Origin of the sequence: Streptomyces amakusaensis, from assembly GCF_039532665.1 — a bacterium.
GTDB classification, from domain to species: domain Bacteria; phylum Actinomycetota; class Actinomycetes; order Streptomycetales; family Streptomycetaceae; genus Streptomyces; species Streptomyces amakusaensis.
In genome coordinates, this window is the sequence record NZ_BAAASB010000015.1 from 146160 (window position 1) to 170807 (window position 24648).

Consider the following 24648-nt stretch of genomic DNA (forward strand, 5'->3'; position numbering starts at 1 on the left):
GCCCAAGACCCTCCCTAGGGTGGCCCCATGACGACAAAGGCATACGCCGCGCTGCTCCGGGGCGTCAATGTGGGCGGTCACCGGAAGGTGCCGATGGCCGAACTGAGGGCGCTGCTGACCGGGCTCGGTCTCGGCGGGGTGCGGACTCATCTGCAGAGCGGGAACGCCGTCTTCACCGCCGCCGAGGAGGACGAGGAGGCGCTCGCCGCCCGTCTCGGGCGCGCCCTGGAGGAGCGCTTCGGCTTCGGCGTGGAGCTTCTGGTGCGCGATCACGCGTATCTGAGCGCCGTGGCCGAGGCCTGCCCCTTCCCGGCGGCCTCGCTCGAAGGCCGACAGCTCCATGTCACCTACTTCTCCGAGCCGGTCGCCCTGGCGAACCTGGCCTCCCTCGACGCGGCGGCCTATCTGCCGGAGGAGTTCCGCGTGGGCGACCGCGCGCTCTATCTCCATGTCCCGGACGGGCTGGGCCGCTCCCGGCTCGCCGACGTCCTCGCGAAGCGCGCCCCCGCGCCGGGGGCCGTCGCCACCACCCGGAACTGGAACACCGTCCTCAGGCTCGTGGAGCTGACCGCGCCCTGAGATCACCGCCGCGGCCGGCCCGATCCGGGCCGGCCGCCCCTTCGGCATGCCCTTCCGCGCGCCCCTCCGGGGGACATGCCACACCTTGCGCCCCCATCTCGCCATGTGGCGCAACTTGACATTAGTTCGGCTTATGGATGATAAAGAACAAGCTTTGGGTTGAACTTCACGCCAAGTGACATTTAAGGCGTGGCCACCGATGAACCTCTACGCGAATGAGTCATGCCCGTGTCCCACTCCGCCGCCCCCGTCCCGCCGACCGACGACCCCGTGGGGGAGTGGGCCGCCTGGCGCGCCGACCGCGACCGTTCGCTCACCTCGGCCACCGGGAACCTCGCGCTCACCGAGACCCGCTGGCTCCCGGTCGGCGAGACGCCCGACCGCGAAGCGGCGCGCGCCGGACAGCCGGAGGGCGTGACCGTCACCACGGTGGCGCGGACCGACCTGGTCACGGGGGAGCCCGAGCACGGCCTCCGGTTCTGGGCCGCGGACGCCCCCGCGATCCGCGCCTACGAGGGGACCGAGGCCTTCCCCTACGACCCGGCCTGGGTGCTCGACGCCGAGTACGCCCCGGTGGAGGGCGCGCGCAAGGTCGCCTTCGAGCACATCAGGGACAACGGGGGCAGCCGCGACCTGGTCGTCCCCGGGGACATCTCGCTCACCGTCGACGGCCGCGAGTACACCCTCAGCGCCTTCGACGACGACGGCGTCCTGCTGCTCGTCTTCGGCGACCCCACCAACGGCGACACGACCTACGGGGCCGGGCGCTTCCTCTTCGTCACCCGCACCGGCGAGTCCACCGTCCGCCTCGACTTCAACCGCGCCTTCGTGCCGCCCTGCGGTTACTCCGACCAGTACAACTGTCCGATGCCGCCGCGGCAGAACCGCTTCCACCTCCCGGTACGGGCGGGCGAGAAGCGACCTGTCTTCCGCGACGGCTTCCCCGACAGCCACTGATCAGACTCAGACCCTCCCCGACCTGCGGCACGAAAGTACGTGTACCACTCATGAGCATCAAGAAGTCCTCCCTGTACGCCTCGGCCACCGCCGTCACCCTCGCCCTCACCCTCTCCGCCTGCTCCGGCGCCACCACCACGGGCAGCAGCTCCGGCGGCGGCCACGACCCGGACGCCACGGTCAACATCGGCTCGCTCTACGAGCCCCAGAACCTCGACAACACCGCCGGCGGCGGCCAGGGCGTCACCGAGGCGCTCAACGGCAATGTCTACGAAGGCCTGTTCAAGCTCACCGACGACGGCGAGGTGGAGAAGCTCCTCGCCCAGGACCACAAGGTCAGCGCCGACGGGCTCACCTACACCTTCACCCTCCGCGACAAGGTCACCTTCCACAGCGGCAAGAAGCTCACCAGCCAGGACGTCAAGTACAGCCTGGAGAAGGTGACCGCGAAGGACTCGCAGTCCGCGCGCAAGGCCAACCTCGGCGTCATCGACTCCATAGAGACGCCCGACGCGCGGACCGTGAAGGTCAAGCTGTCGAAGAAGTCCATCTCCTTCGTCTACCAGCTCTCCTACGTCTGGATCATCAACTCCGAGGCCCGGGACCTGAAGACGAGCGAGGACGGCACCGGCCCCTACCGGCTCGGCAAGTGGACCCGCGGATCCGCCCTCAGCCTCGACCGGTTCCCCGGCTACTGGGGCGACAAGGCCGCCAACAAGCAGGTCGTCTTCCGCTACTTCAAGGACGCCACGGCGCTCAACAACGCCCTGCTCACCAACGCCGTCGACGTCGTCACCAGCGGACAGTCGCCCGACGCCCTCGACCAGTTCCGGAACAACCCGGCCTACAAGGTCAACGACGGCGACTCCACCACCAAGCTGCTGCTCGCCTTCAACGACAAGGCCAAGCCCTTCACCGACGCCAAGGTCCGCCGGGCCGTCTCCGCCGCCATCGACGACAAGAAGCTCCTGGAGTCGATCTGGGGCGGGCACGGCAAGCTCATCGGCTCGATGGTGCCCCCCACCGACCCCTGGTACGAGGACCTCACCGCGATCGACGCGTACGACCCCGAGCGCGCGAAGAAGCTGCTGGCCGAGGCTGGCCTCAAGGACGGCTTCAGCTTCACCCTCGACACCCCCAACTACGACCCGCACCCCACCGCGGCCACCTTCATCAAGTCGCAGCTCGCCAAGGTCGGCATCGAAGTCAAGATCAACACCATCACCTCGGACGAGTGGTACACCAAGGTCTACAAGAACCGGGCCTTCACCGCCACGCTCCAGGAGCACGTCAACGACCGCGACCTCGTCTGGTACGGCAACCCCGACTTCTACTGGGGCTACGACGACAAGCAGGTCACCCGCTGGGTCGAGCAGGCCGAGCAGGCCTCCACCACCGCCGAGCAGACCGAGCTGCTGAAGAAGGTCAACCGCAAGACCGCCGAGGACGCGGCCAGCGACTGGCTCTATCTCTACCCGCAGATCGTGGTGGCCTCCACCAAGCTCTCCGGCTACCCGCTCAACGGCCTCAACTCGCAGTTCCACGCCTACGACATCAAGAAGGGCTGATGGCGCGCTATCTCCTGCGCCGCTTTGTCTTCCTGCTGGTGTCGCTGGCGCTCGCGAGCGTCGTGCTCTTCGTGCTGCTGCGCATGCTGCCCGGAGACCCCGCCAACGCGCTCACCGCCGTGGGGGCCACCGACGAGCAGATCGCGGCGGCCCGGCGGTCCATCGGCTCCGACCAGCCGCTGCCCGAACAGTTCACCCACTGGATCGGGCAGCTGCTCAGGGGCGACCTCGGCACCTCGTTCGTCAGTTCGCTGCCGGTCGGGCCCGAGGTCGGCGCACGGCTCCATGTGACGGTCCCGCTCACCCTCGCGGCCTTCGCCCTCGCCGTCCTGATCGCGGTCCCGGCCGGCTTCCTGGCCGCGTACCGCCGCCGCACCTGGTACGGCTCGCTCCTCAGCGGGGTCTCCCAGCTCGGCATCGCGATACCGGTGTTCTGGCTCGGCATGATCCTCATCGCGGTCTTCGCGCTGAACGCCCGCTGGCTGCCCGCCGGAGGCTTCCCGCCCGACGGCTGGGACCGGCCCGGGGAGGCGATCCGCTCGCTGGTCCTCCCCGTCCTCACCATCGCCCTGGTGATGAGCGCCTCCCTCATCCGCTATGTACGCTCCGCCACGCTCGACGTCCTCGACAGCGACTATCTGCGCACCGCGCGGGCGCTCGGCTCGTCCTTCGGACGGGCGATGTGGCGGCACGGGCTGCGCAACGCCTCCGTCCCGGTGATCTCGATCCTCGGCATCGAACTCGCCTCCACCCTGCTCGGCGCGGTCGTCGTGGAGTCCGTCTTCGCACTGCCGGGCCTCGGCTCGCTGCTCGCGACCGGCATCGCGCAGCACGACTACCCGGTGATCCAGGGCGTGCTGTTCGTCTCCACCCTCGCGGTGCTGATCATCGGCTTCGCGGCCGACCTCCTCCAGCGGATCATCGACCCCCGGCTGCGCCGCGGACTCTCCGGAGGCCACCGATGAAACGTTTCCCCGGACAGAAACCCGCCCGCCGCCTCACCCGGTCCCTCACCCTGACCACCGGCTGTCTGCTGGCCGGAGCGGTCGGCCTGCTCGCGCTGGTCTCGCTGTTCTGGCTGCCGTACGCCTCCGACGACACCTCCGGCGGACGGCTCGCCGCCCCCGGCGACGGCCATCTCCTGGGCACCGACAAACTCGGCCGCGATCTGCTCACCCAGCTGATGACCGGCTCCCGGATCGCCGTGCAGGCGGGCCTGGGCTCGGTCCTCATCGCGGCCACCGTCGGCGTCACCCTGGGGGTGCTGGCCGCCTTCGCGCAGGGCTGGCTGGACGACACCCTCTCCGTACTCCTCGACATCCTCATCGCCTTCCCGACCCTGCTGCTGGCCATGCTCATCGTCGCCGCCCGCTCGGCCACCCTGGAATCGGCGGTGCTCGCCATCGGCCTGGCCCAGAGCGCGGTCGTGGGACGGCTGGTGCGCGTCCTGGTCAAACGGGTCCTGGCGCAGGACTTCATCACCGCGTCCCGCACCTCGGGCACCTCCTGGCCCAGGATCGTGGCCGGGCACATCCTGCCCAACATCTGGCCCACCCTGGTCGTGAACCTCGCCCTCCAGTTCGGGCTCGCGGTCCTCGCCGAGGCCGGTCTCTCCTATCTCGGTCTCGGCGCCCCGCCGCCCAACGCCTCCTGGGGCCGCATGCTCCAGGAGGCGCAGGCCACCTTCACCACCGCCCCGGCCGGCGCGCTGGCCCCCGGCATCCTGCTGGTCCTGCTCGTCATCGGGGTGAACCTCATCGCCGACGGACTGCGCGACACCCTCGACCCGGCGGCCCGACGGAGGCGCGCATGACCATCCTCGACCTACGCGACCTCACCATTCGCGCCGCCGGCGGGCGGGTCCTGGTGGACGGGCTCTCGCTGAGCCTCGCCCCCGGGCAGCGCCTCGGACTCATCGGCGAATCCGGCTCCGGGAAGTCCCTGACCTCGCTCGCCGTGCTCGGCCTGCTGCCCGAGGGGATGACCGCGAGCGGCAGCGTCGAGCTGGCCGGAACCCAGGTGGTGGGCGCGAGCGAACGACGCCTGGCCAAAGTACGGGGCAGGGACGCCGCCATCGTCTTCCAGGAGCCGCTGACCGCGCTCGACCCGCTGATGCGGGCGGGCCGGCAGCTCGCCGAACCGCTGCGCCGCCGCGGTCTGTCCGGCGCGGAGCTGCGGCGTGCGGTCCTGGCCGCGCTGGAGCGGGTGCTGCTCCCCGAGCCCGAGCGCATCGCCCGCGCCTTCCCGCACGAGATGTCCGGCGGCCAGCGCCAGCGCGTCGCCCTGGCCATGGCGCTCGCCTGCGAACCGAAGCTGCTCATCGCGGACGAGCCGACCACCGCGCTCGACGTCACCGTCCAGGCCGAACTGCTCGATCTGCTCGACACGCTGGTGCGCGAACGGGAGATGGCCGTCCTGTTCGTCAGCCACGACCTCGCGGTGGTGGCCAAGGTCGCCGACCGCGTCCTGGTGCTCAAGGACGGCCGCGCCGTGGAGGAGGGCGACGTCCGCGACATCGTCACCGCCCCGCGCGAGCCGTACACCCGGGCCCTGGTGGCCAGCGCCCGGCAGCTGGAGTCGGCACTCGACCGAAGGAGCGGGCGATGACCCCCGTACTCGAACTCGACCGGGTCTCCTTCGCCTACCGGGGCAGCGCCGCGCCCGTGGTGGAGGACGTCTCCCTCACCGTCGCCGAAGGCCGGAGCCTCGCCCTGGTCGGCGAGTCCGGCGCGGGCAAGACCACCCTGCTGCGGCTTCTCCTCGGTCTCACCCGGCCCACCTCGGGAGCCGTCCGCTTCGGCGGGGACGAACTCCGCCTCGGCGACCGGGAGCTGATGCGCCGGTTCCGGCGCGGAGTGCAGTGCGTCTTCCAGGATCCCTACTCCTCCCTGGACCCGCGCCGGCGGATCGGCGACATCGTCGCCGAGCCGCTGCGCTCGCTCGGTCTGGAGACCCGGCGCACCGCCGGGCCCAGGGTCGCCGCCGCGCTGGAGCGGGTCGGCCTCCCGGCGGACGCCGCCGAGCGCTATCCGCACGAGTTCTCCGGCGGCCAGCGCCAGCGCGTCGCGATCGCGCGGGCGACGGTCTGCGAACCCCGGGTGCTCCTCGCCGACGAGCCCGTCAGCGCGCTCGACGTGACGACCCGGGTCTCCGTGGTGGAGCTGCTGAACGAGCTGAAGCGCGAGCAGGGGCTGACCCTGGTGATGGTCTCCCACGACCTCTCCGTGGTGGCCTCCCTGTGCGAGCGGACCGCCGTGCTGGAGAACGGCCGCGTCGTGGAGGAGGGCGACACGGCACAGGTGCTGGGCGCGCCCGCGCACCCGTACACGACCCGTCTCGTCGAGAGCGTGCCCAGGCTGCCCGGCCCCCGGGACTGACCGCCGCCCGGTCCGGGCCGCCGCCGCGAGCCGACCCGGACCCGGGTGCCCCCGCACTCTCCCCGCCAGGATTACTAGTAACACTATGTAACCCACATTGATTAAATGTGGACCCCGAAGTATTCCCTGTGAGGCGGCGATACTGCTTCACTGTTCATCGGACGGGGCGGTAGCGCGCAGGGGCATCCTCTCGAAATCCAAGGATGTGAATCCCGGATGGTGCGCGCGACAGAACCCGCGCTGTCGGGCAATTCATGAGCGTTTGAACAGGGTTCGTTCTTTCCGGTCACCGAGAACACTCTGAAGACCAGAAATTGAATCCCCTCGTTCGTTTTTCGTCGCTCTGCATCCTCGCTCGTTTCGCTGTGCCGTGCCTCTTGCAGAGGAGCCATGGATGGAAGAGTACGGAGCAATATCCGAAGGTCCCGGTGGCGGGGGGAATTCTGCCCGGGATGCGGTGCCGGGAAAGAAGGGGTCTGCTTTCTCTCCCGGTTCCGTGCTCCGCGCGGTCGCCTACCCCGTACTGCTGTCGGCCACGATCCTGGTGGCCGCGGCGGCGCTGGCTCTCGACTGGGAGCCGGCCCGGGTCAGTCCGCTCTTCCTGATGGGCGTCCTTCTCTATCTGGCCGCTCTTGAACACATTATTCCGTATGAACGCGCCTGGCACCCCAATGCCCGTGAATGGCGCTGGTACGGCGTTTACTTCCTGCTCACCATGGTCGGCAGCGCGCTCGCCCAGGCGCTGGTGACCTTCGGGGTCGCGGCGCTCTCTCCCCGGGAGCCGGCGATCGGGCTCTGGGCCGAAATCCCCGGTGCGCTGCTGGTCGGCTCGCTGGCCAGTTATCTCGTACACCGCCTCGGCCACACCCGGCCACTGCTCTGGCGGCTGCACGGGGTGCACCATGTGCCGCCCAAGGTCAATGTCGCCAACAACGGCGTCAATCATGTGCTCGACATCGTCCTGGCCCAGGGAATCGTTCAACTCGCCCTGGCCCTGGCCGGATTCTCCCGCGAATCGGTATTCGCCGCGGGCCTCTTCGTGACCGCGCAGGGCTACTTCGTCCACGCCAACATCGAGGTCCGCATCGGCGGGCTGAACCATCTGCTCGCCAGTCCCGAACAGCACCGTCTGCACCACAGCACCGCTCTCTCCGAAGCGGGGCACTACGGTTCCGACCTCTCGGTCTGGGACCACCTCTTCGGCAGCTACACCTGGCGACCCGGCAGGGAACCCGCCGCGGTCGGACTCAGCGACCCGGCGTCCTTTCCCGGCACCGGCGAGATCCTCGCCAGTCTGCTCCACCCCTGCCGCCGCCCGCCGAAGACGGGCGGCGAACCGGCCGATCCGGCGGATGGGCCGTCCCCAGAAGGTCGCTGACCGGTACTTCCGACAGAGCCCGCCGACCGGGCTCTCTCCCCCGGAAGCCCTCGGAGCCGGTGCGTTCGCAAGTTCCGCACCCGCCCCACCCCTCCGTGCCGCAGCGCCACGACGTGAGGAGTTCCACCATGGCTGACGTGACCCGCGACCCGGTGCGAGGCCGAGTGGCGATCATCGGCATGGGCTGTCGACTGCCCGGCGGCGCGTCGGACCATCGGGCCTATTGGCGAAATCTCATCGACGGCAAGGACTGCATCACGCCAACGCCCCCCGACCGCTACGACATCGGCACACTCGGCAGCCGCCACCAGGACAAACCGGGACGGCTCACTGGTGGCCGGGGCGGCTACATCGACGGCTTCGACGAGTTCGACCCCGCCTTCTTCGGCATCAGCCCGCGCGAGGCCGACCACATGGACCCCCAGCAGCGCAAACTCCTGGAGGTCGCCTGGGAGGCGCTGGAGGACGGCGGCCAGCGGCCGGCCGATCTCGCGGGCACCGACGTCGGAGTGTTCGTGGGCGCGTTCACCCTCGACTACAAGATCCTTCAATTCTCGGACCTCGGCTTCCGCTCGCTGGCCGCCCACACCGCCACCGGCACCATGATGACGATGGTGTCGAACCGTATCTCCTACTGCTTCGACTTCCGGGGCCCGAGCCTCTCCATCGACACTGCGTGCAGCTCCTCCCTGGTCGCCGTCCATCTGGCCTGCGAGAGCCTCAACAAGGGGGAGACCTCGCTCGCCCTCGCGGGCGGCGCGCTGCTGCACATGGCCCCGCAGTACACCATCGCCGAGACCAAGGGCGGCTTCCTCTCGCCCGACGGCCGCTCCCGCACCTTCGACGCCTCGGCCAACGGCTATGTGCGCGCCGAGGGAGTCGGCGTCGTCGCGCTCAAACGGCTGGCCGACGCCCTGCGCGACAAAGACCCCATCCACGCCGTCGTCCTCGGCAGCGGGGTCAACCAGGACGGCCGCACCAACGGCATCACCGTGCCCAGCCCGGACGCCCAGGTCTCCCTGATCCGGCGGGTCTGCGCCGAGGCGGGCGTCACCCCGGGCGATCTCCAGTACATGGAGGCGCACGGCACCTCGACCCCGCTCGGCGACCCCATCGAGGCCAACGCGCTGGGCCGGGCCCTGGCCGTCGGACGGCGGCCGGGCGCGCGGTGCTACGTCGGCTCCGTCAAGACCAACATCGGGCACACCGAGTCCGCCGCGGGCATCGCCGGACTGATCAAGACGGCGCTCTGTCTCGAACACCGGCGGATCCCGCCCCACATCAATCTGGAGCGGCTCAACCCCGCCATCGACCCGGCGGCGCTCCCGTACGAGATCCCCACCCGGCTCACCGACTGGCCCGAGCACGAGGGCCCCGCCCGCGCCGGGGTGAACTCCTTCGGCTTCGGCGGCACCAACGCCCATGTCGTCCTGGAGGAGGCCCCGCCGCCCGCCCCCAGCACCTCCGGCGAACCGCCCGCCGCCCGCGCCTGGACCATCCTGCCGCTCTCCGCCCGCACCCCCGACGCCCTCCCCGAGGTCGCCGAGGGGATCCGGCGGGAACTCGCGGGGGCCCAGGGCCCGCCGGTCTCCCTCGCCGACCTCGGCCACACCCTGGCCCACCGCCGCCAGCACCATGAGTCCCGGCTCGCGATCGTCCACTCCACGGCCGCCGACCTCGACGCCTCGCTCGCCGCGCGGCTGCGGGACGAGCCCCGCCCCGGTGTCGTCCAGGGCCGCCGGCTCGACCCGGCGGACCGGCGGCTGGTCTGGGTCTTCACCGGCATGGGCCCCCAGTGGTGGGGCATGGGCCGGGGGCTCTTCGCGGACGAGCCCGTCTTCCGCGAGGCCGTCATCCGCTGCGACCGGGAGATCCGCGCCCTCGCCGGCTGGTCCCTCCTCGACGAGATGTTCGCCGACGAGCCCTCCTCGCGGATGGCCGAGACCTGGCTCGCCCAGCCCGCCAACTTCGCCGTCCAGACCGGACTGGCCGCCCTCTGGCGGCACTACGGCGTACGGCCCGACGCCGTCGTCGGACACAGCACCGGCGAGATCGCCGCCTTCCACGAGGCCGGGGTCTACTCCCTGCGCGACGCGGTCGGCGTCGCCCTGCACCGCAGCCGCCTCCAGCAGAAGCTGTCCGGCACCGGCACCATGCTCGCCGTCAGCCTCACCGAGGACGAGGCGGAGCGCCGGGTGCGCCCCTACGGCGACACCGTGTCCGTGGCGGCGGTCAACAGCCCCACCGGCATCACCCTCGCCGGGGAGGAGGACGCCCTCAAGAGGCTCGCCGAAGAGCTGAACGCCGAGGAGGTCTTCACCCGGTTCCTGACCGTGCGCGTGCCCTACCACAGCGCCGGAATGGAGACGATCAAGGAAGAGCTGCTCACCTCGCTGGCCGGTCTGGAGCCCCGCCCCGCCCGGGTGCCGCTCTACACCACCGCCCGGGAAGGCATCGCCGAAGGCCCCGAACTGGACGCCGGATACTGGTGGGAGAACGTCCGCGACCGCGTCGGCTTCCGCGCGGCGGTCGACCGGCTGGCCGACGACGGCCACCGCCTCTTCCTGGAGATCGGCCCCCACCCCGTACTCGCCCACTCGATCCACGAGTGCCTCGGCGAGCGCGGGATCCAGGGCACCACCCTGCCCTCCGTCCGCCGCCAGGAGGACGAGACCGCGCGCTTCGCCGCCTCCCTCGCCACCCTGCACACCCTGGGCACGGACATCGCCTGGGACGTGCTGCACCCGGCGGGCAGGACCGTGCCCCTGCCGCGCTACCCCTGGAAGCGCGACCGCCACTGGACCGAGCCCGAGTCCGTGGCACGCGTACGCCTCGGCCTTCACGACCACCCCCTGCTCGGCCGCCGCACCGAACACCCCGAGCCCACCTGGCACTCCGAACTCGACACCGAGGCCCACCCCTACCTCGCCGACCACCGCATCCAGGACGCCGTGGTCTTCCCGGCCGCGGGCCAGCTGGAACTGGCGGCCCAGGCCGTACGCGCGCTGACCGGCGGCGACAGCGCCCGGCTCACCGACATCGAACTGCGCAGGGCGCTCTTCCTCCCCGAGGGCGAGAGCCGGTCCGTGACCCTCACCCTCTCCGCCGAGAACGCCTCGTTCACCATCGCCTCCACGTCCCCCGGCACCGCCGGCGCGGACGAGGGGACGACCGTGCACACCACCGGAGTCGTACGCGCCGGACAGCACCGCTCACCCGGCCCCGCGCTCGACCCCGGACCGATCAGGGCCCGCAGCCGCCGCCGGCTCGAAGGACCCGACTGCTACACGGCGCTGGCCGCCGCCGGATACCAGTACGGACCCGCCTTCCAGGCCATCGAGGAGGTGTGGACCGGCCCGGCGGAGGCGCTCGCCCGGCTCCGGCTCCCCGAGGCCGCCGGCGGCGGAACCGTCCCCCACCACGTCCACCCGGTGCTGCTCGACGCCTGCTTCCAGACCCTGCTCACCCCCCGGCTGCCGGACGGGAGCACCCCCGCGCCCGGCACCGGGATCCGGCTGCCGCTCTCCATCGCCGAGGTCGACCTCGCCGGGTCCGGGGACCGGCCGCTGTGGGCGCACGCCACGATCACCCGCGACGACGGCAACGAACTGACCGGCGACATCGCCCTCTACGACGCCGACGGCACCGCCCTCGGCCAGGTCCGGGGCTTCCGCGCCGGCGATGTGGAGAAGGCCGCCACCACCGTCGCCCGGAGCACCGTCGACTCCTGGCTCACCGAGACGGTCTGGACCGAACTGCCGGCCGCCCCCGACGGGACCGACCGGCCCGCCGGGGCGGAGATCGTCACCGGGACCGCCCCGGGCGACTGGCTGATCCTCGCCGACGCCCAGGGCGTCGGCGACGCGCTCGCCGCCCTGGTGACCGCCCGGGGCGGACGCTGCCACCTGGTCCGCCCGGGCGGCGCGTACCGGCTGCGCGCCGAGGACCCCGACCCCTCGGCCCGCCCGACGGGCCGCGAGTTCACCGTCGTCCCCGGCGACACCGGACAGCTGGAACGCCTCTTCGCCGAGCTGCGCGCCGACGGCGTGACCTCCTTCGCCGCCCTGGTCCACCTCTGGAACCTGGACCTGCCCGGCATCCGCGAGGCCCGTACGGCCGAACTCGCCGACCACAGCGGCCTCGGCGCGTACTCCCTGATCGCCCTCGCCCGTGCGCTGCTCTCCTCCGGGACCGGCGGCGGGCTCCACATCGTCACCCGGGGCGCGCAGCCCGTGACACCGGGGGAGGACGTCGAACCGCTCGGCGCGCCCGTCTGGGGCGTGGCCCGGGTGCTGCGCCACCAGGAACTCACCGCGCACCGGGGCGCGCTGATCGACCTCGACCCCCGGGAGCCCCTGGCCGGGGCCGCCGTGAGCCGCGCCGGGGAGGTGCTCGCGGAGATCCTCGCCGAGGACGAGGAGGAGATCGGGCTGCGCGGCGGAGCCCGCCTCACCAGCCGGATCCGGCAGGCCGAAGGGCTCACCCGGCCGCTGCCGCTGCGGCTGCGCGCCGACGGCAGCTATCTCGTCACCGGGGCCTTCGGAGCGCTCGGCCGGCTGCTCTGCCGCACCCTCGTCCGGCGCGGCGCGCGCCGGCTGATCCTGATGGGACGGACGAGGCTGCCCGATCGCGAGCAGTGGCGTCACACCGACCCCGAGACCCCCGGCGGCCGGGCGATCGCCTTCCTCAAGGAGCTGGAGGAGCTGGGCGCGCAGCCCGTCCTGGCCCCGGTCGACATCACCGACGAGACGGCGCTGACCGGCTGGCTGGCACAGCACCGGCGCGGCGACCCGCCGCCGATCAGGGGGGTCTTCCATCTCGCGGGGCAGGTCCGCGACGCCCTGATCGCGGGAATGGACCGGGAGACCTTCGACGCGGCCCACGATCCCAAGGCCGTCGGCTCCCTGCTGCTCCACCGGCATCTGCGCGGCGAACCGCTGGAGCACTTCGTCCTCTTCTCCTCCATCGCCTCCCTGCTGACCACGGCCGGCCAGACCAACTACGCCGCCGGGAACGCCTTCCTCGACGCGCTCGCCCACCACCGCCGGGCCGAGGGCCTCCCCGCGCTCAGCCTCGACTGGGGCCCCTGGGCCACCGGCATGATCGAGGAACTGGGCCTGGTCGAGCACTATCTCGTCAACCGGGGCATGAGCTCCCTCGCCCCCGACACGGGGATGGCCGTCCTCGAACGCGTCATCGGCCAGGACCGGGCCCAGCTGCTCATCGCCACCGTCGTCGACTGGCCGGTCTTCCTCGACTGGTACGCCTCCCCGCCGCCGCTGGTGAGCGAGCTGGCGGCGGCGGCCCCCCAGAGCCGGACCGCCGGCGGCGACGGTCTCGCCGACGCCTTCCGCGCCGCCGGGAGCGAGGAGGAGCGCCGCTCGCTGGTGGCCGAGCGGTTCACCGCGCTCGTCGCCTCCGTCCTGCGCACCAGGGCCGACCAGGTCGATCCCGCCACCGGGCTCGGTGTGCTGGGGCTGGACTCCCTGCTGGCGATGGAGCTGCGCGGCCGGGTCCAGGCCGAGTTCGGGATCGCGCTGCCGGTGGTCGCCCTGCTGAGCGGCGTCCCCGTCGGCGAGCTGGTCTCCCAGCTGCACGACGGACTGGCCGCGCTGGTGACGGCCGAGGCCGCCGAGCCGGGGGCCCTCGCCGTCCCCGACGTCTTCGAGGACGAGCTGGAGTACCCGCTGACCCAGAACCAGAAGGCGCTCTGGTTCCTCAAGCAGCTCAACCCCGACGGCTACGCCTACAACATCGGCGGCGCGGTCGAGGTCGCGGTCGCCCTCGACCCCGGCCTGATGTTCGAGGCCGTCCGCCGGACGGTCGCCCGCCACCCCGCGCTGCGCACCAACTTCCTGCTGGACGGGGGCCGCGCCGTGCAGCGTGTCTCCCCGGAGGTCACCCCGGACGTCAAGCTCTTCGACGTACAGGACCAGGAGTGGGACGAGATCCACCGCACCATCGTGGACGAGTACCGCAAGCCCTACGACCTGGCCCACGACCCGCTCTTCCGCTTCCGGCTCTTCAAGCGCGCCCCGGACCGCTGGGTGATCATGAAGGCGGTCCATCACATCGTCTCCGACGCCATCTCGACCTTCACCTTCATCGAGGAACTCCTCGCGGTGTACGAGGGGCTGCGCCGGGGCGCGGAACCGGAGCTGCCGCCGCTCTCCGCCCGCTATCTGGACTTCCTCAACGACCAGAACCGCTTCCTGGCGAGCCCCGAGGCCGACCGGATGCTGGCCTACTGGCGCTCGCACCTGCCGGACCGGGTGCCGCTGCTGGACCTGCCGGTCGACAAGCCCCGCCCGGCGGTGCAGACCCACAACGGCGCGTCCGAGTTCTTCGTCCTCGACGAGGGGCTGAGCGCCCGCGTCCACGAGCTGGCCCGCGCCCACGAGGTGACCCCGTTCGTGGTGCTGCTGAGCGCCTACTACATCCTGCTGCACCGCTACTCGGGACAGGACCACATCGTCGTCGGCTCCCCGGTGACCGGCCGCACCCGCCAGGAGTTCGCCTCCGTCTACGGGTACTTCGTCAATCCGCTGCCGCTGCACGCCGATCTCTCCGGCGATCCGTCCGTCGCGGCCCTCCTCGAACAGGTCCGGCGCTCGGTGCTGGGCGGGCTCGACCACCAGGAGTACCCCTTCGTGCTGCTGGTGGAGCGGCTCGGCCTCCAGCACGACCCCAGCAGGTCCGCCGTCTTCCAGGCCATGTTCATCCTGCTCACCCACAAGGTGGCCACCGAGAAGTACGGCTACCGGCTGGAGTACATCGAACTCCCCGAGGAGGAGGGGCAGTTCGACCTCACCCTCTCGGCGTACGAGGACGAGGCGGAGCGCCGCTTCCACTGCGTGTTCAAGTACAACACCGACCTCTTCCTCCCCGAGACGATGCGAAGGCTGACGTCCCACTACAGCCGTCTCCTCGACGAACTGACCCGGGCCCCCGCCGAACGCCCCACCACCCGGCTGGAGATGCTCGACGCCGGGGAGCGCGAACGGCTCACCGGCGAGTGGAGCGGCGCGGTCCGGCTGCTCTCCGAGGACTCCGGCGGCACGCCCCCCGGGGCGGCCCGGGACAGCCTGCCGGTCCACCGGATCATCGGCGCGGTCGCGGCCGAACACCCCGGCGCGATCGCCGTCCGGGTGCCGCCGTCCGCGCCGGGCGGAGCCCGCCGGCTCACCTACGGCGGGCTCGACCACCGGGCCCGTCTCCTGGCCCACCGGCTGCGCGACCGGGGGGTGGGTCCCGGCTCCGTGGTCGCGCTCTGCCTGGACAAGTCGCCGGAACTGATCGTCGCCGTACTCGCGGTGCTCAAGGCAGGCGGCGCGTATCTGCCGCTCCCGACCGATCTGCCGGCCGGCCGTCTCGCCCGTACCGTCCGCACCGCCGGCGCGGTCCTGGTGCTCGTCGCCGACCTGCCCGGCCGGGCGGGGCTGCCGGGGCTGCCCGTGAAGACCCTGACCCTGTCCGAGGCGATGGCCCCGGAGGGCGAGGGCCCGCCCGCCCCGGAGCCCGTCGACGACCCCCCGGGCGAGGTCGACCCCGACGCCCCGGCCTATGTCATCCACACCTCCGGATCCACCGGCCGCCCCAAGGCGGTCCAGGTCAGCCACCGCAATCTCGCCTCCGCGTACCGGGCGTGGCGCACCGAGTACCGGCTGGAGGAGGAGCGGGGCGTCCATCTCCAGATGGCGGCCCCCTCCTTCGACGTCTTCACCGGCGACCTGGTGCGGGCGCTGTGCTCCGGCGGCTCGCTGGTGCTCGCCGACCGCGACCTCGTCTTCGACGCCGCCCGGCTGTACGCCACGATGCGCGCGCAGGGCGTCGACTCCGCCGAGTTCGTCCCGGCGGTCGTGCGCTCACTGATGGACCACTGCGAACGCCAGGGGGCACGGCTCGACTTCATGCGTCTGCTGGTGGTCGGCTCCGACGCCTGGAAGGTCGGGGAGTACCGGCGGCTGCGCGCCCTCGGCGGCCCCCGCACCCGGGTGATCAACTCCTACGGGGTCACCGAGGCCACCATCGACAGCGCCTGCTTCGAGGGCCCGGCCGACGATCTGGAGCCCAGCCGGATGGTGCCGATCGGCCGCCCGCTGTCCAACACCACCCTGCACATCCTCGACCGGCACGGCGAACCCGTCCCGCCCGGCGTCCCCGGCGAGCTGTGGATCGGCGGCGACGCGGTGGCCGTCGGCTACGCCGGGGACCCCGACCAGACGGCCGAGCGCTTCGTCACCCGCACCCTCAGCCGCAGGCCCGGGGCCGTCCCCGTACGCCTCTACCGCAGCGGCGACCTGGCCCGCTGGGACGCCCGGGGCCGGATCCATCTGCTGGGCCGCGCGGACACCCAGATCAAGCTGCACGGCCACCGCATCGAGATCGACGAGATCGAGTCCCGGCTCGCCCAGTGGCCCGCACTGGCCCGCACGGTCGTCGCCGTCCGCGCGGACGCCCGCGGCGAAGCCGTCCTCTGCGCCTACTGCGTACCGAAGGCAGGCGGCGGACTCGACCGGCGCGCGCTCCGCCGCCATCTCGCCGCCACCCTGCCCACGTACATGATCCCGTCCTACTTCGTCGAGCTGCCCGCGCTCCCGCTCACCGCGCACGGCAAGGTCGACACCGCAGCCCTGCCCGCGCCCCGGCCCGAGACCGAGGAGAGCGACGACGCCCCCCACGAGGCCCCCGCGACCCCCTACGAGATCAGCATGGCCCGGCACTGGCGGGCCCTGCTCGGCCGCGAACGGATCAGCGCCGACCACGACTTCTTCGAACTCGGCGGCAGCTCCGTCAAACTGATCGAACTGATCCACCATCTCCAGACCGAGTACGGCGTCACCATCCCCGTCAGCAGGCTCTACCAGATCACCACCCTGCACGGGATGGCGGCGGCGGTCGAGCGCCTCAGCGCCGACGGCGGCTCCGGCGACGAGGACCGGCACTACATCGGCTTCAACTCCGGCCCCGGCGAACGCGTCTTCTGCTTCCCGCCCGCAGGCGGCCACGGACTCGTCTACCGGGAATTCGCCGGCTCGCTCCCGCAGTACCGCTTCACCGCCTTCAACTACGTGCCCGGCGACGACAAGGTGGACCGCTACGCCGACCTGGTCGACGCCGTCCAGCCCGAGGGCCGCTGTCTCCTCCTCGGCTACTCCCTCGGCGGCAACCTCGCCTTCGAGACCGCCAAGGAGCTGGAGCGGCGCGGACGCGAGGTGGCCCATGTGATCATCATCGACTCGCACCGCATCGAGGAGCCCTATGTGCCCGGCCGCGAACACCTCGCGGCCTTCGAACACGAACTCCGCGAGCACCTGCGCAAACACACCGGGTCCGAGATCGTCGCCCGCGAGACGATGGAACACGCCGCCGAATACCTCGCCTTCTGCGGGCGCACCCCCAACCTCGGCGCGGTCGCCGCCGCCGTCAGCGTCGTCACCGACGAGGAGAAGGCGGAGCTGTACGCCGACGGCGAGCGCGGCACCTGGCACGGCAGCTCCACCACCGCCCACACCGTCCTGCGCGGCTCCGGGGTCCACGCCGACATGCTCGACCCCGGCCACCTCGCCCGCAACGCCGAACTCGTCCACCGCGCCCTCTCGCCGAACGGGGCCGCCCATGCCCGCTGACGACGACAGCGACTGGACCGGCCGCCCGCCCGGCCCGGACGCCGGAACCCCGCCCCGGGTGATCGTCATCGGGGCGGGCGTCGCCGGGATGTCCACCGGGTGCTACGCCCAGATGAGCGGGATGCGCACCCGGATCTTCGAGAAGCATGTGCTCCCCGGCGGCTGCTGCACCGCCTGGGCCCGCGACGGCTACATCTTCGACTACTGCATCGAGTGGCTCATCGGCACCGCGCCCGGCAACGAGGCCCATCAGATCTGGCGGGAGCTGGGCGCGCTCGACGGCAAGGCCATCACCCACTTCGACATGTTCAACCGGGTCGTCGACGAGAGCGGGCGCTCGGTCACCTTCCACAACGACCCGGACCGCCTGGAGCGGCATCTGCTGGAGATCTCGCCCGCCGACGCGAAGCTCATCCGCGCCTTCTGCCGCGATCTGCGCCGGTTCACCGCCATCGAGCTGTACCCCTTCCTGACCGCGCCCGCGCTGCGCACCGCCCGGGAGCGCGCCGCGATGCTGCGGACCGTGCTCCCCGCCTTCCGGCTCTTCTGGCGCACCGCCGCCACCCCCATGCACGCCTTCGCCGACCGCTTCCAGGACCCCCTGCTGCGCCGGGCGTTCCGCAACATCTTCTTCCAGGACCCCGAGGGCTTCCCGCTGCTGCCCTATCTCTTCAACATGGCCGCGGCCCACCACCGCAACGCGGGCTTCCCGCAGGGCGGATCGCTCGGGCTGGCCCGGTCCATCGAGGAGCGCTACCGGGAGCTGGGCGGCTCGATCGCCTACCGCGCCCGGGTGGCCAAGATCCTCGTCGAAGGGGGCCGCGCGGTCGGGATCCAGCTCGCCAACGGCCGCCGGCACTACGCCGACCATGTCGTGGCCGCCTGCGACGGCCACACCACCATCCACTCCCTGCTCGGCGGCGTGTACACCGGACCCCGGATCGACAAGCTCTACGGCGAGCTGCTCACCCGCCCCGGCACCCTCTTCCCCGCCGTCGTCTCCGCCTTCGTCGGCATCGACGGCGACGCGGGGGCCGAGGGGGCCGACCCCACCCACAGCACCACCTACCTCCTCTCCGCCGAGGACGCCGCCCGCCTCCCCGGCGCGCTCCAGCGCAGCCTGGTGGTCCAGCTGCGCTCCCACTACTCGGACGGCTTCGCCCCGCCCGGGAAGTCCGTCATCCACTGCACCTACTTCAGCGACTTCGACCACTGGCGGGAGCTGCGCTCCACCGACCGCAGGGCCTACTGGGCGCAGAAGCGCCAGGTGGCCGCGTTCGTCCGGGCCTTCCTGGAGCGGCAGCGGCCCGGCATCTCCGAGCGGATCGAACTGATCGACGTGGCCTCGCCCGCCACCACCAAGCGCTACACCGGCAACTTCGACGGCTCCATCCTCGCCTGGAAGGCGTTCTCGGAGGCCGACGACGTGGCCGCCGCTCTGGTCGGCAAGGACCGGATGCGGCTGCCGGGGCTCGGCGGCTTCTCCATGGCCGGCCAGTGGGTCGGCCTGGGCGGACTGATCCGCGCCGCGTCCACCGGCCGCTTCGCCGTCCAGTACCTCTGCGAGGAGTGGGGGATGCCCTTCCGGGCGGAGGAGAGCACCCCGCGCGGTGTCTGGACCCCCGCCAGGCTCGGGCATCTGCCCCAGCTGGACCGGCGCGAGGGCCGCGACCGCCGGTCCCGCCGCCAGAGCACCGCCACCGGCGCCGGCACCGCCACCGGCACCAGTACGGGAACAGGCACATGAGCACCGCGACGAGGCGGCCCCAGACGAAGGAGACCGGATCCTTGGCGCAGACGAAGCCCGGCCGGGAAACCATGATCATCATCGGTGCCGGGCTCGGCGGCCTCTCCACCGGCTGCTACGCCCGGATGAACGGCTACCGCACCCACATCCTGGAGATGCACGAGATCCCCGGCGGCTGCTGCACCGCCTGGGAACGCGGAGACTTCACCCTCGACGCCTGCGTCAGCTGGCTCCTCGGCAGCGGCCCCGGCAATGAGATGCACCAGATCTGGCTGGAGCTGGGAGCCCTCCAGGGCAAGCGGATCCGCCACTTCGACGTCTTCAACATCGTGCGCGGCCGGGACGGCCGGAGCGTCCTCTTCTACTCCGACCCCGACCGGCTCCAGGCCCATCTCACCGAACTCTCGCCCGCCGACGCCAGACTCGTCCGCGTCTTCTGCGACCAGCTCCGCGCCTTCCGCAAAGCCCTCGCCGTCTACCCCTTCCTCACCCCCGTCGGACTGATGGGACGGACCGAGCGCTGGCGCATGCTCGCCTCCTTCCTCCCGTACTTCAACGCCGTCCGCACCTCGATCAGCGTCCTCATGACCGACTTCTCGGCCCGCTTCAAGGACCCGCTGCTCCGCGAGGCGTTCAACTTCATCCTGTACGAGAAGCACCCGGCCTTCCCCGTGCTCCCCTTCCACTTCCAGCTCGCCTCGCACGCCAACCTCTCCGCGGGCGTCCCCGAGGGCGGCTCACTGGGCCTCGCCACCTCGATCGAACGCCGCTACCGCGCCCTGGGCGGCGAGGTCACCTACAACGCCAAGGTCGAAGAGGTACTGGTCGAGAACGACCGCGCGGTCGGCGTCCGGCTCACCGACGGCCGCGAGCACCGGGCCGACATCGTCGTCTCCGCCTGCGACGGCCACACCACCATGATGAGACTCCTCAAGGGCCGCTACCTCAACGACGCCTACCGCAAGCTCTACACCCGCACCATCCGCGAACCCGGCATGGTCTTCCCCGGCTACTTCGCCCTCTTCCTCGGCCTGCGGCGCGACTTCCCCGGCGGGGAGCCCTGCACCACCCACCTCCTCGACGAGCACACCGCCGCCCAGCTCACCGGCATCCGCCACCCCAGCATCAACGTCCAGTTCCGCAGCAGGCACTACCCCGAGCTGTCCCCGCACGGCAGCACCGTCGTCTACGCCACCTACTTCAGCGACATCGCCCCCTGGCGCGCCCTCGACGAGGGCCCCGAGCAGGCCAGCCGCAGCCGGGGCGGCCAGAAGCTCCACACCCTGCCCGTACGGCACGGCCGCGGCTACTACGCGGCCAAACGGCGGGCCCGCGACACCATCGTCCGCTTCCTCGCCGAGCGCCACCCCGGCATCGAGGACGCGATCGCCGTACGCGATGTGTCGAGCCCGCTGACCCAGGTCCGCTACACCGGCAACTACGACGGGACCGTACTCGGCTGGCAGCCGTTCGTGGAGAGCGGCGAGACCCTGGAGGAACTGGTCAAGAAACACGGCCCCGGACTCCCGGGGCTGGCGAACTTCTACCAGTCCGGCGTCTGGGCGACCACCGGCGGACTCATCCGGGCGGCGGCGGCCGGCCGCCATGTCCTCCAGTTCATCTGCCGCGACGACCGCAAGGCCTTCACCGCCTCCATCGACGAGAGCGGACCGCCGCCGACACATCTGGTCATTCCCGTCGGGTTGCGGGAATGAGCCGCGCAGACGAGGAGCCGTGATGAGAACGGAGAAATGGGTGCTCCGGGAGCACATGGAGGGCGTGCCCGACGTGGACCGGGTCTACGAGAAGGTCGTCGAGGACATCGAGGTGCGCCTCGCGCCGGACGAGATGCTGCTGCGGACCGTCTATGTCTCCGTCGACCTCTACCTCCAGGGCATCGCCCTGGACACCCCCATCGGCGACCACATGGGAGCCGACTCCATCATGGAAGTGGTGGAGGCCGGACCGCTCGCCGCCCACCGGGCCGGGGACCTGGTCCAGGGCTTCGGCGGCTGGCGCACCCATGTGATCGGCACCGGGGCCGCCGCACCCTGGCAGAGCGGCACCTTCCCCATGGTCTTCCCCGCCTACCGCCGCCTCGACCCGCACTGGTACGACGAGGCGCTCCCGCTCCCCACCGCCCTGGGCGCGATGGGCGGACCCGGCATGACCGCCTGGGGCACGCTGACCAAGTTCATGACCGTCCGCCCCGGCGACACCGTGGTCATCAGCGGCGCGTCCGGCCCCGTCGGATCCCTCGTCGGCCAGCTCGCCAAACGCGCCGGCGCGCGCGTCATCGGCTCCACCACCACCGGCTGGAAGGCCGAGCGCCTCACCGAACTGGGCTTCGACGCGGTCCTTCTCTACCGCCACGGCGACAGCGCCGAAGCGGTCCGCGAGGCGCTGCGCGGCGTCGCCCCCGACGGCGTCGACAAATACTTCGACAACCTGGGCGGAGCCGTCACCGACGCCGTCTTCTCCATGCTCAACATCGGCAGCCAGGTCGCGGTCTGCTGGCAGTGGGCCACCCAGGTGGGCCAGGAGGCCACCGGCCCCCGGCTGCTCCCCTACATCATGTTCCCGCGCGCGACGATCCGGGGCGTCTTCTCCCTCGAATGGTTCACCACCCGGAACTGGCAGGCCCTCCACACCGAGCTGGGCGGCCGGATCCGCCGGGGCGAGATCGTCTGCGACCACATCCTCCACCACGGATTCGACAACATCCCCGCCGCCTACGCCAGCCTCTACCGGGGCCGGACCGAACGGCTGGGGAAAGTGCTGGTCCAGCTCTGACCCCCCCCAGGAGGAACGGTGTCCGACACCGAGCACACCGGAGTCTGCCCATGGCGGCGGCCACCCCCGCTGCACCGCGTCGTCACCGGCGAACCGGGCCCGCCCGCCCCCGCCCGGCTGCCCGACGGATCGCCCGCCTGGCTGGTCAGCCGGCACCGGGACGTCCGCCACGTACTCTCCGACGCCCGCTTCCGGCGCTCCCAGCTGTACGCCCCCGACGCCCCGGCGCTCTCCGCCGTACCCGACCTGGTGAACAACCCCGATCTGATGTTCAACCAGGACGGCGAGGACCATCTGCGGCTGCGGGCCACCCTGCGCCGCGCCTTCACCCCCAGGGCCGTCGCCCGCTGGCAGCCCTGGATCACCGAGATCGTCGAACAGTGCCTGGACTCGCTGGACCGCCAGGCCCCGCCCGTCGACATCGTCGCCGCCTACACCCTCCCGCTGCCGGTCATGGTGATCAGCCGGCTCATGGGCCTCGACGACGAGGTCCGCTCCCGGCTGCGCCACTGGTCCGAGCACGCCTTCTCGGACGGCTCCCACGACGGACAGGAGGTGGAGTCGGTCCTCGCCGAGTTCGCCGAGTTCGGGGCCGGACTCCTCGCGCGGCGACGCCACGAGCCCGGCGACGACCTGATCAGCAGCGTGGTCAGGGCCGCCGACGAGGAGGGCGGCATCCCTGAGGCCCAACTCGTCCAGCTGGTCTGCGGACTGGTCGTGGGCGGCCACGACAGCACGATGACCATGCTCGGCAACTCCCTGCTCTATCTGCTCGGCGAACGGCCGGAGTGCTGGGCCCGCCTCGGCGCGGACGAGAGCGCCGCCGAGGCGCTCGCCGAGCGGATGCTCCATCTCGTCCCCCTCGGCGACGACCGGGGCACCGCCCGCCACGCCGCCGAGGACGTCGAGGTCGGCGGCGTCCTCATCCCCGCCGGATCCGTCGTCCTCGCCGACTGCTTCCTGGCCAACCGGGACCCCGAACTCTTCCCCGCCCGCCCCTTCGACGACCTCTTCGCCCCGCTGGAGGGCCCCGGCCTCGCCTTCGGGGCCGGACCCCACTACTGCCTGGGAGCCTGGCTCGCCCGCCTCGAACTCCGCCTCGGACTCCACCTGCTCGCCGCCCGCTTCCCCGCACTGCGCCTCGCCGAACCCCTGGACGAGGTGAGCTGGCGGCTGGGCACCACCTCCCGCAGCCCCATGCGCCTCACCGTCACCTGGTGACCTGTCCCCAGGGGTACGGGGGTCACCCCCGCACCACCGGAAGACGGCGCGGCCCGCGCACCACCGGGCTGCGCCGGTACGGCGGCGGATCCTCGGCGAGCCGGAAGCCCTCCAGCCGGGGGAGCAGCGCGTTCAGCGCGATCTGGGTCCCGATCCGGGCCAGCGGCGCGCCGAAGCAGGAGTGCGCCCCGCCGCCGAAGCCCAGATGCTGATTGTGCTCACGCATCGGGTCGAAGCGGTCGGGGTCCGGGAAACGCAGCGGATCCCGGTTCGCCGAGGCCAGCACCAGGACCAGCGGAGCGCCCCGGGGCACGGTGACGCCCGCGACCTCGATATCGGTCAGCGGGGTCCGCCGCGGCAGGAACTGCACGGGCGGCTCGTAGCGCAGCAGCTCCTCGACCGCCTGCGGCACCAGCTCCGGAGCCTCCCGCAGCCGGACCAGGAGATCCGGGTGGCGCAGCAGGGTGAGCGCCCCGTTGGCGATCAGATTGACGGTCGTCTCGTGCCCCGCGACCAGCAGCAGCACCGCCGTGCTCATCAGCTCCGGCCCGGTGAGCGCCCCTTCGGGACCGTCGTCGTTGACGAGAGCGGAGAGCATGTCCCCGGCGGGCTCGCCCCGGCGGGTCTCGGCGAGCGCTCCCAGATACTCCGCCAGCTCCCTCCGGGCCGCCGGAGCCGCCGCCCGGAGCGGCTCCGGGTCCTGCCCGGGAGGGAGGTCGAGCGCGGCGATCATCGCGGTGGTCCAGGCACGCACCCGCGGCACATCCCCGGCGGGCACGCCCAGCAGCCGGCAGATCACCGTGACGGGCAGCGGATACGCGAAGTCGTCGACGATGTCGATCCTGTCCCGCCCGCGCAGCGCCCCGGCCAGCTCGCCCGCGATCGCCGTGATGCCCGGGTGCAGGGCGTCGACCGTGCCGGGGGAGTGGGGCGGTCCGAAGGCGCGCAGGGTGAGACGGCGGAGCCGGTCGTGCTCAGGGTCGTCCAGGTCGATGAACGACGGCGGCGGATCGTCCGCGCCCGGCGGCGGCCCGTCGGGGCCGGTGCGGTCGCCGGGGTCCGAACTGAGCCGGGGATCGTCGAGCAGGGTGGCGACCTCGTCGTACGTCCCCACCAGATAGCTGCCGTCCTCCTGCCGCACCACACCGTTGGCACGGAGTTCGGCGTAGAGAGGATAGGGATCGGCCCGGTGGGCGTAGTCGGTGATCCGCCGGAACAGGGTCTGGGGGGACATGGGGCGGGCCTCCTCGTGGACGGCACGGGGCGGGGGCGGACCACCCGTTCACGCCGCCCGTCCGGCACGGCGGGGCCGTACGGCGGACAGCCACGATCCGCACCCGACCCACTCCCGAACGCCGCCCGCCGTCTCCGTCCTACTCCCCGCCGGCCGGCGGCGCGA

General features: G+C 71.9%; 14 protein-coding genes. 13 read left to right on the forward strand and 1 reads right to left on the reverse strand.

Annotated elements, in window-relative coordinates:
• The first annotated feature begins 27 nt into the window (after positions 1-27).
• From ABD371_RS25690 to ABD371_RS25750, 13 genes are all read left to right on the forward strand, one after another.
• A complete protein-coding gene (locus ABD371_RS25690; protein WP_344481094.1) occupies positions 28-579 on the forward strand; it encodes a DUF1697 domain-containing protein in 552 nt (183 codons plus the stop codon).
• Positions 580-801: 222 nt separating this feature from the next.
• On the forward strand, positions 802-1536 hold the full coding sequence (locus tag ABD371_RS25695; RefSeq protein WP_344481097.1) for a DUF1684 domain-containing protein: 735 nt from the start codon (positions 802-804) through the stop codon (positions 1534-1536).
• A gap of 50 nt (positions 1537-1586) precedes the next feature.
• Positions 1587-3104 (forward strand): ABC transporter substrate-binding protein, encoded by a 1518-nt coding sequence (locus ABD371_RS25700; protein ID WP_344481103.1) that lies wholly within the window; start codon positions 1587-1589, stop codon positions 3102-3104.
• A complete protein-coding gene (locus ABD371_RS25705) occupies positions 3104-4069 on the forward strand; it encodes an ABC transporter permease (RefSeq protein WP_344481110.1) in 966 nt (321 codons plus the stop codon). Before ABD371_RS25700 ends, ABD371_RS25705 begins: the two co-directional genes overlap by 1 nt.
• A complete protein-coding gene (locus ABD371_RS25710; RefSeq protein WP_344481113.1) occupies positions 4066-4917 on the forward strand; it encodes an ABC transporter permease in 852 nt (283 codons plus the stop codon). The genes ABD371_RS25705 and ABD371_RS25710 overlap by 4 nt, the downstream gene beginning before the upstream one ends.
• Complete coding sequence (locus ABD371_RS25715) at positions 4914-5711, forward strand: ATP-binding cassette domain-containing protein (RefSeq protein ID WP_344481122.1); 798 nt, start codon at positions 4914-4916, stop codon at positions 5709-5711. Before ABD371_RS25710 ends, ABD371_RS25715 begins: the two co-directional genes overlap by 4 nt.
• A complete protein-coding gene (locus ABD371_RS25720; RefSeq protein WP_344481129.1) occupies positions 5708-6481 on the forward strand; it encodes an ABC transporter ATP-binding protein in 774 nt (257 codons plus the stop codon). The genes ABD371_RS25715 and ABD371_RS25720 overlap by 4 nt, the downstream gene beginning before the upstream one ends.
• A gap of 496 nt (positions 6482-6977) precedes the next feature.
• A complete protein-coding gene (locus tag ABD371_RS25725) occupies positions 6978-7859 on the forward strand; it encodes a sterol desaturase family protein (protein WP_381734530.1) in 882 nt (293 codons plus the stop codon).
• Positions 7860-7987: 128 nt separating this feature from the next.
• Positions 7988-17488 (forward strand): non-ribosomal peptide synthetase/type I polyketide synthase, encoded by a 9501-nt coding sequence (locus tag ABD371_RS25730; RefSeq protein WP_344481138.1) that lies wholly within the window; start codon positions 7988-7990, stop codon positions 17486-17488.
• Positions 17478-19235, forward strand: a complete 1758-nt coding sequence (locus ABD371_RS25735) for a phytoene desaturase family protein (RefSeq protein ID WP_344481141.1) — start codon at positions 17478-17480, stop codon at positions 19233-19235. The genes ABD371_RS25730 and ABD371_RS25735 overlap by 11 nt, the downstream gene beginning before the upstream one ends.
• A gap of 71 nt (positions 19236-19306) precedes the next feature.
• Complete coding sequence (locus tag ABD371_RS25740) at positions 19307-20950, forward strand: phytoene desaturase family protein (protein WP_344481259.1); 1644 nt, start codon at positions 19307-19309, stop codon at positions 20948-20950.
• A gap of 22 nt (positions 20951-20972) precedes the next feature.
• A complete protein-coding gene (locus ABD371_RS25745; protein WP_344481145.1) occupies positions 20973-22028 on the forward strand; it encodes an MDR family NADP-dependent oxidoreductase in 1056 nt (351 codons plus the stop codon).
• 18 nt (positions 22029-22046) lie between these two features.
• Positions 22047-23249, forward strand: a complete 1203-nt coding sequence (locus tag ABD371_RS25750) for a cytochrome P450 (protein ID WP_344481150.1) — start codon at positions 22047-22049, stop codon at positions 23247-23249.
• Positions 23250-23271: 22 nt separating this feature from the next.
• Here the strand turns inward: ABD371_RS25750 and ABD371_RS25755 are convergent, their stop codons facing one another.
• Complete coding sequence (locus tag ABD371_RS25755; RefSeq protein WP_344481159.1) at positions 23272-24483, reverse strand: cytochrome P450; 1212 nt, start codon at positions 24481-24483, stop codon at positions 23272-23274.
• Between the last annotated feature and the right edge of the window lie 165 nt (positions 24484-24648).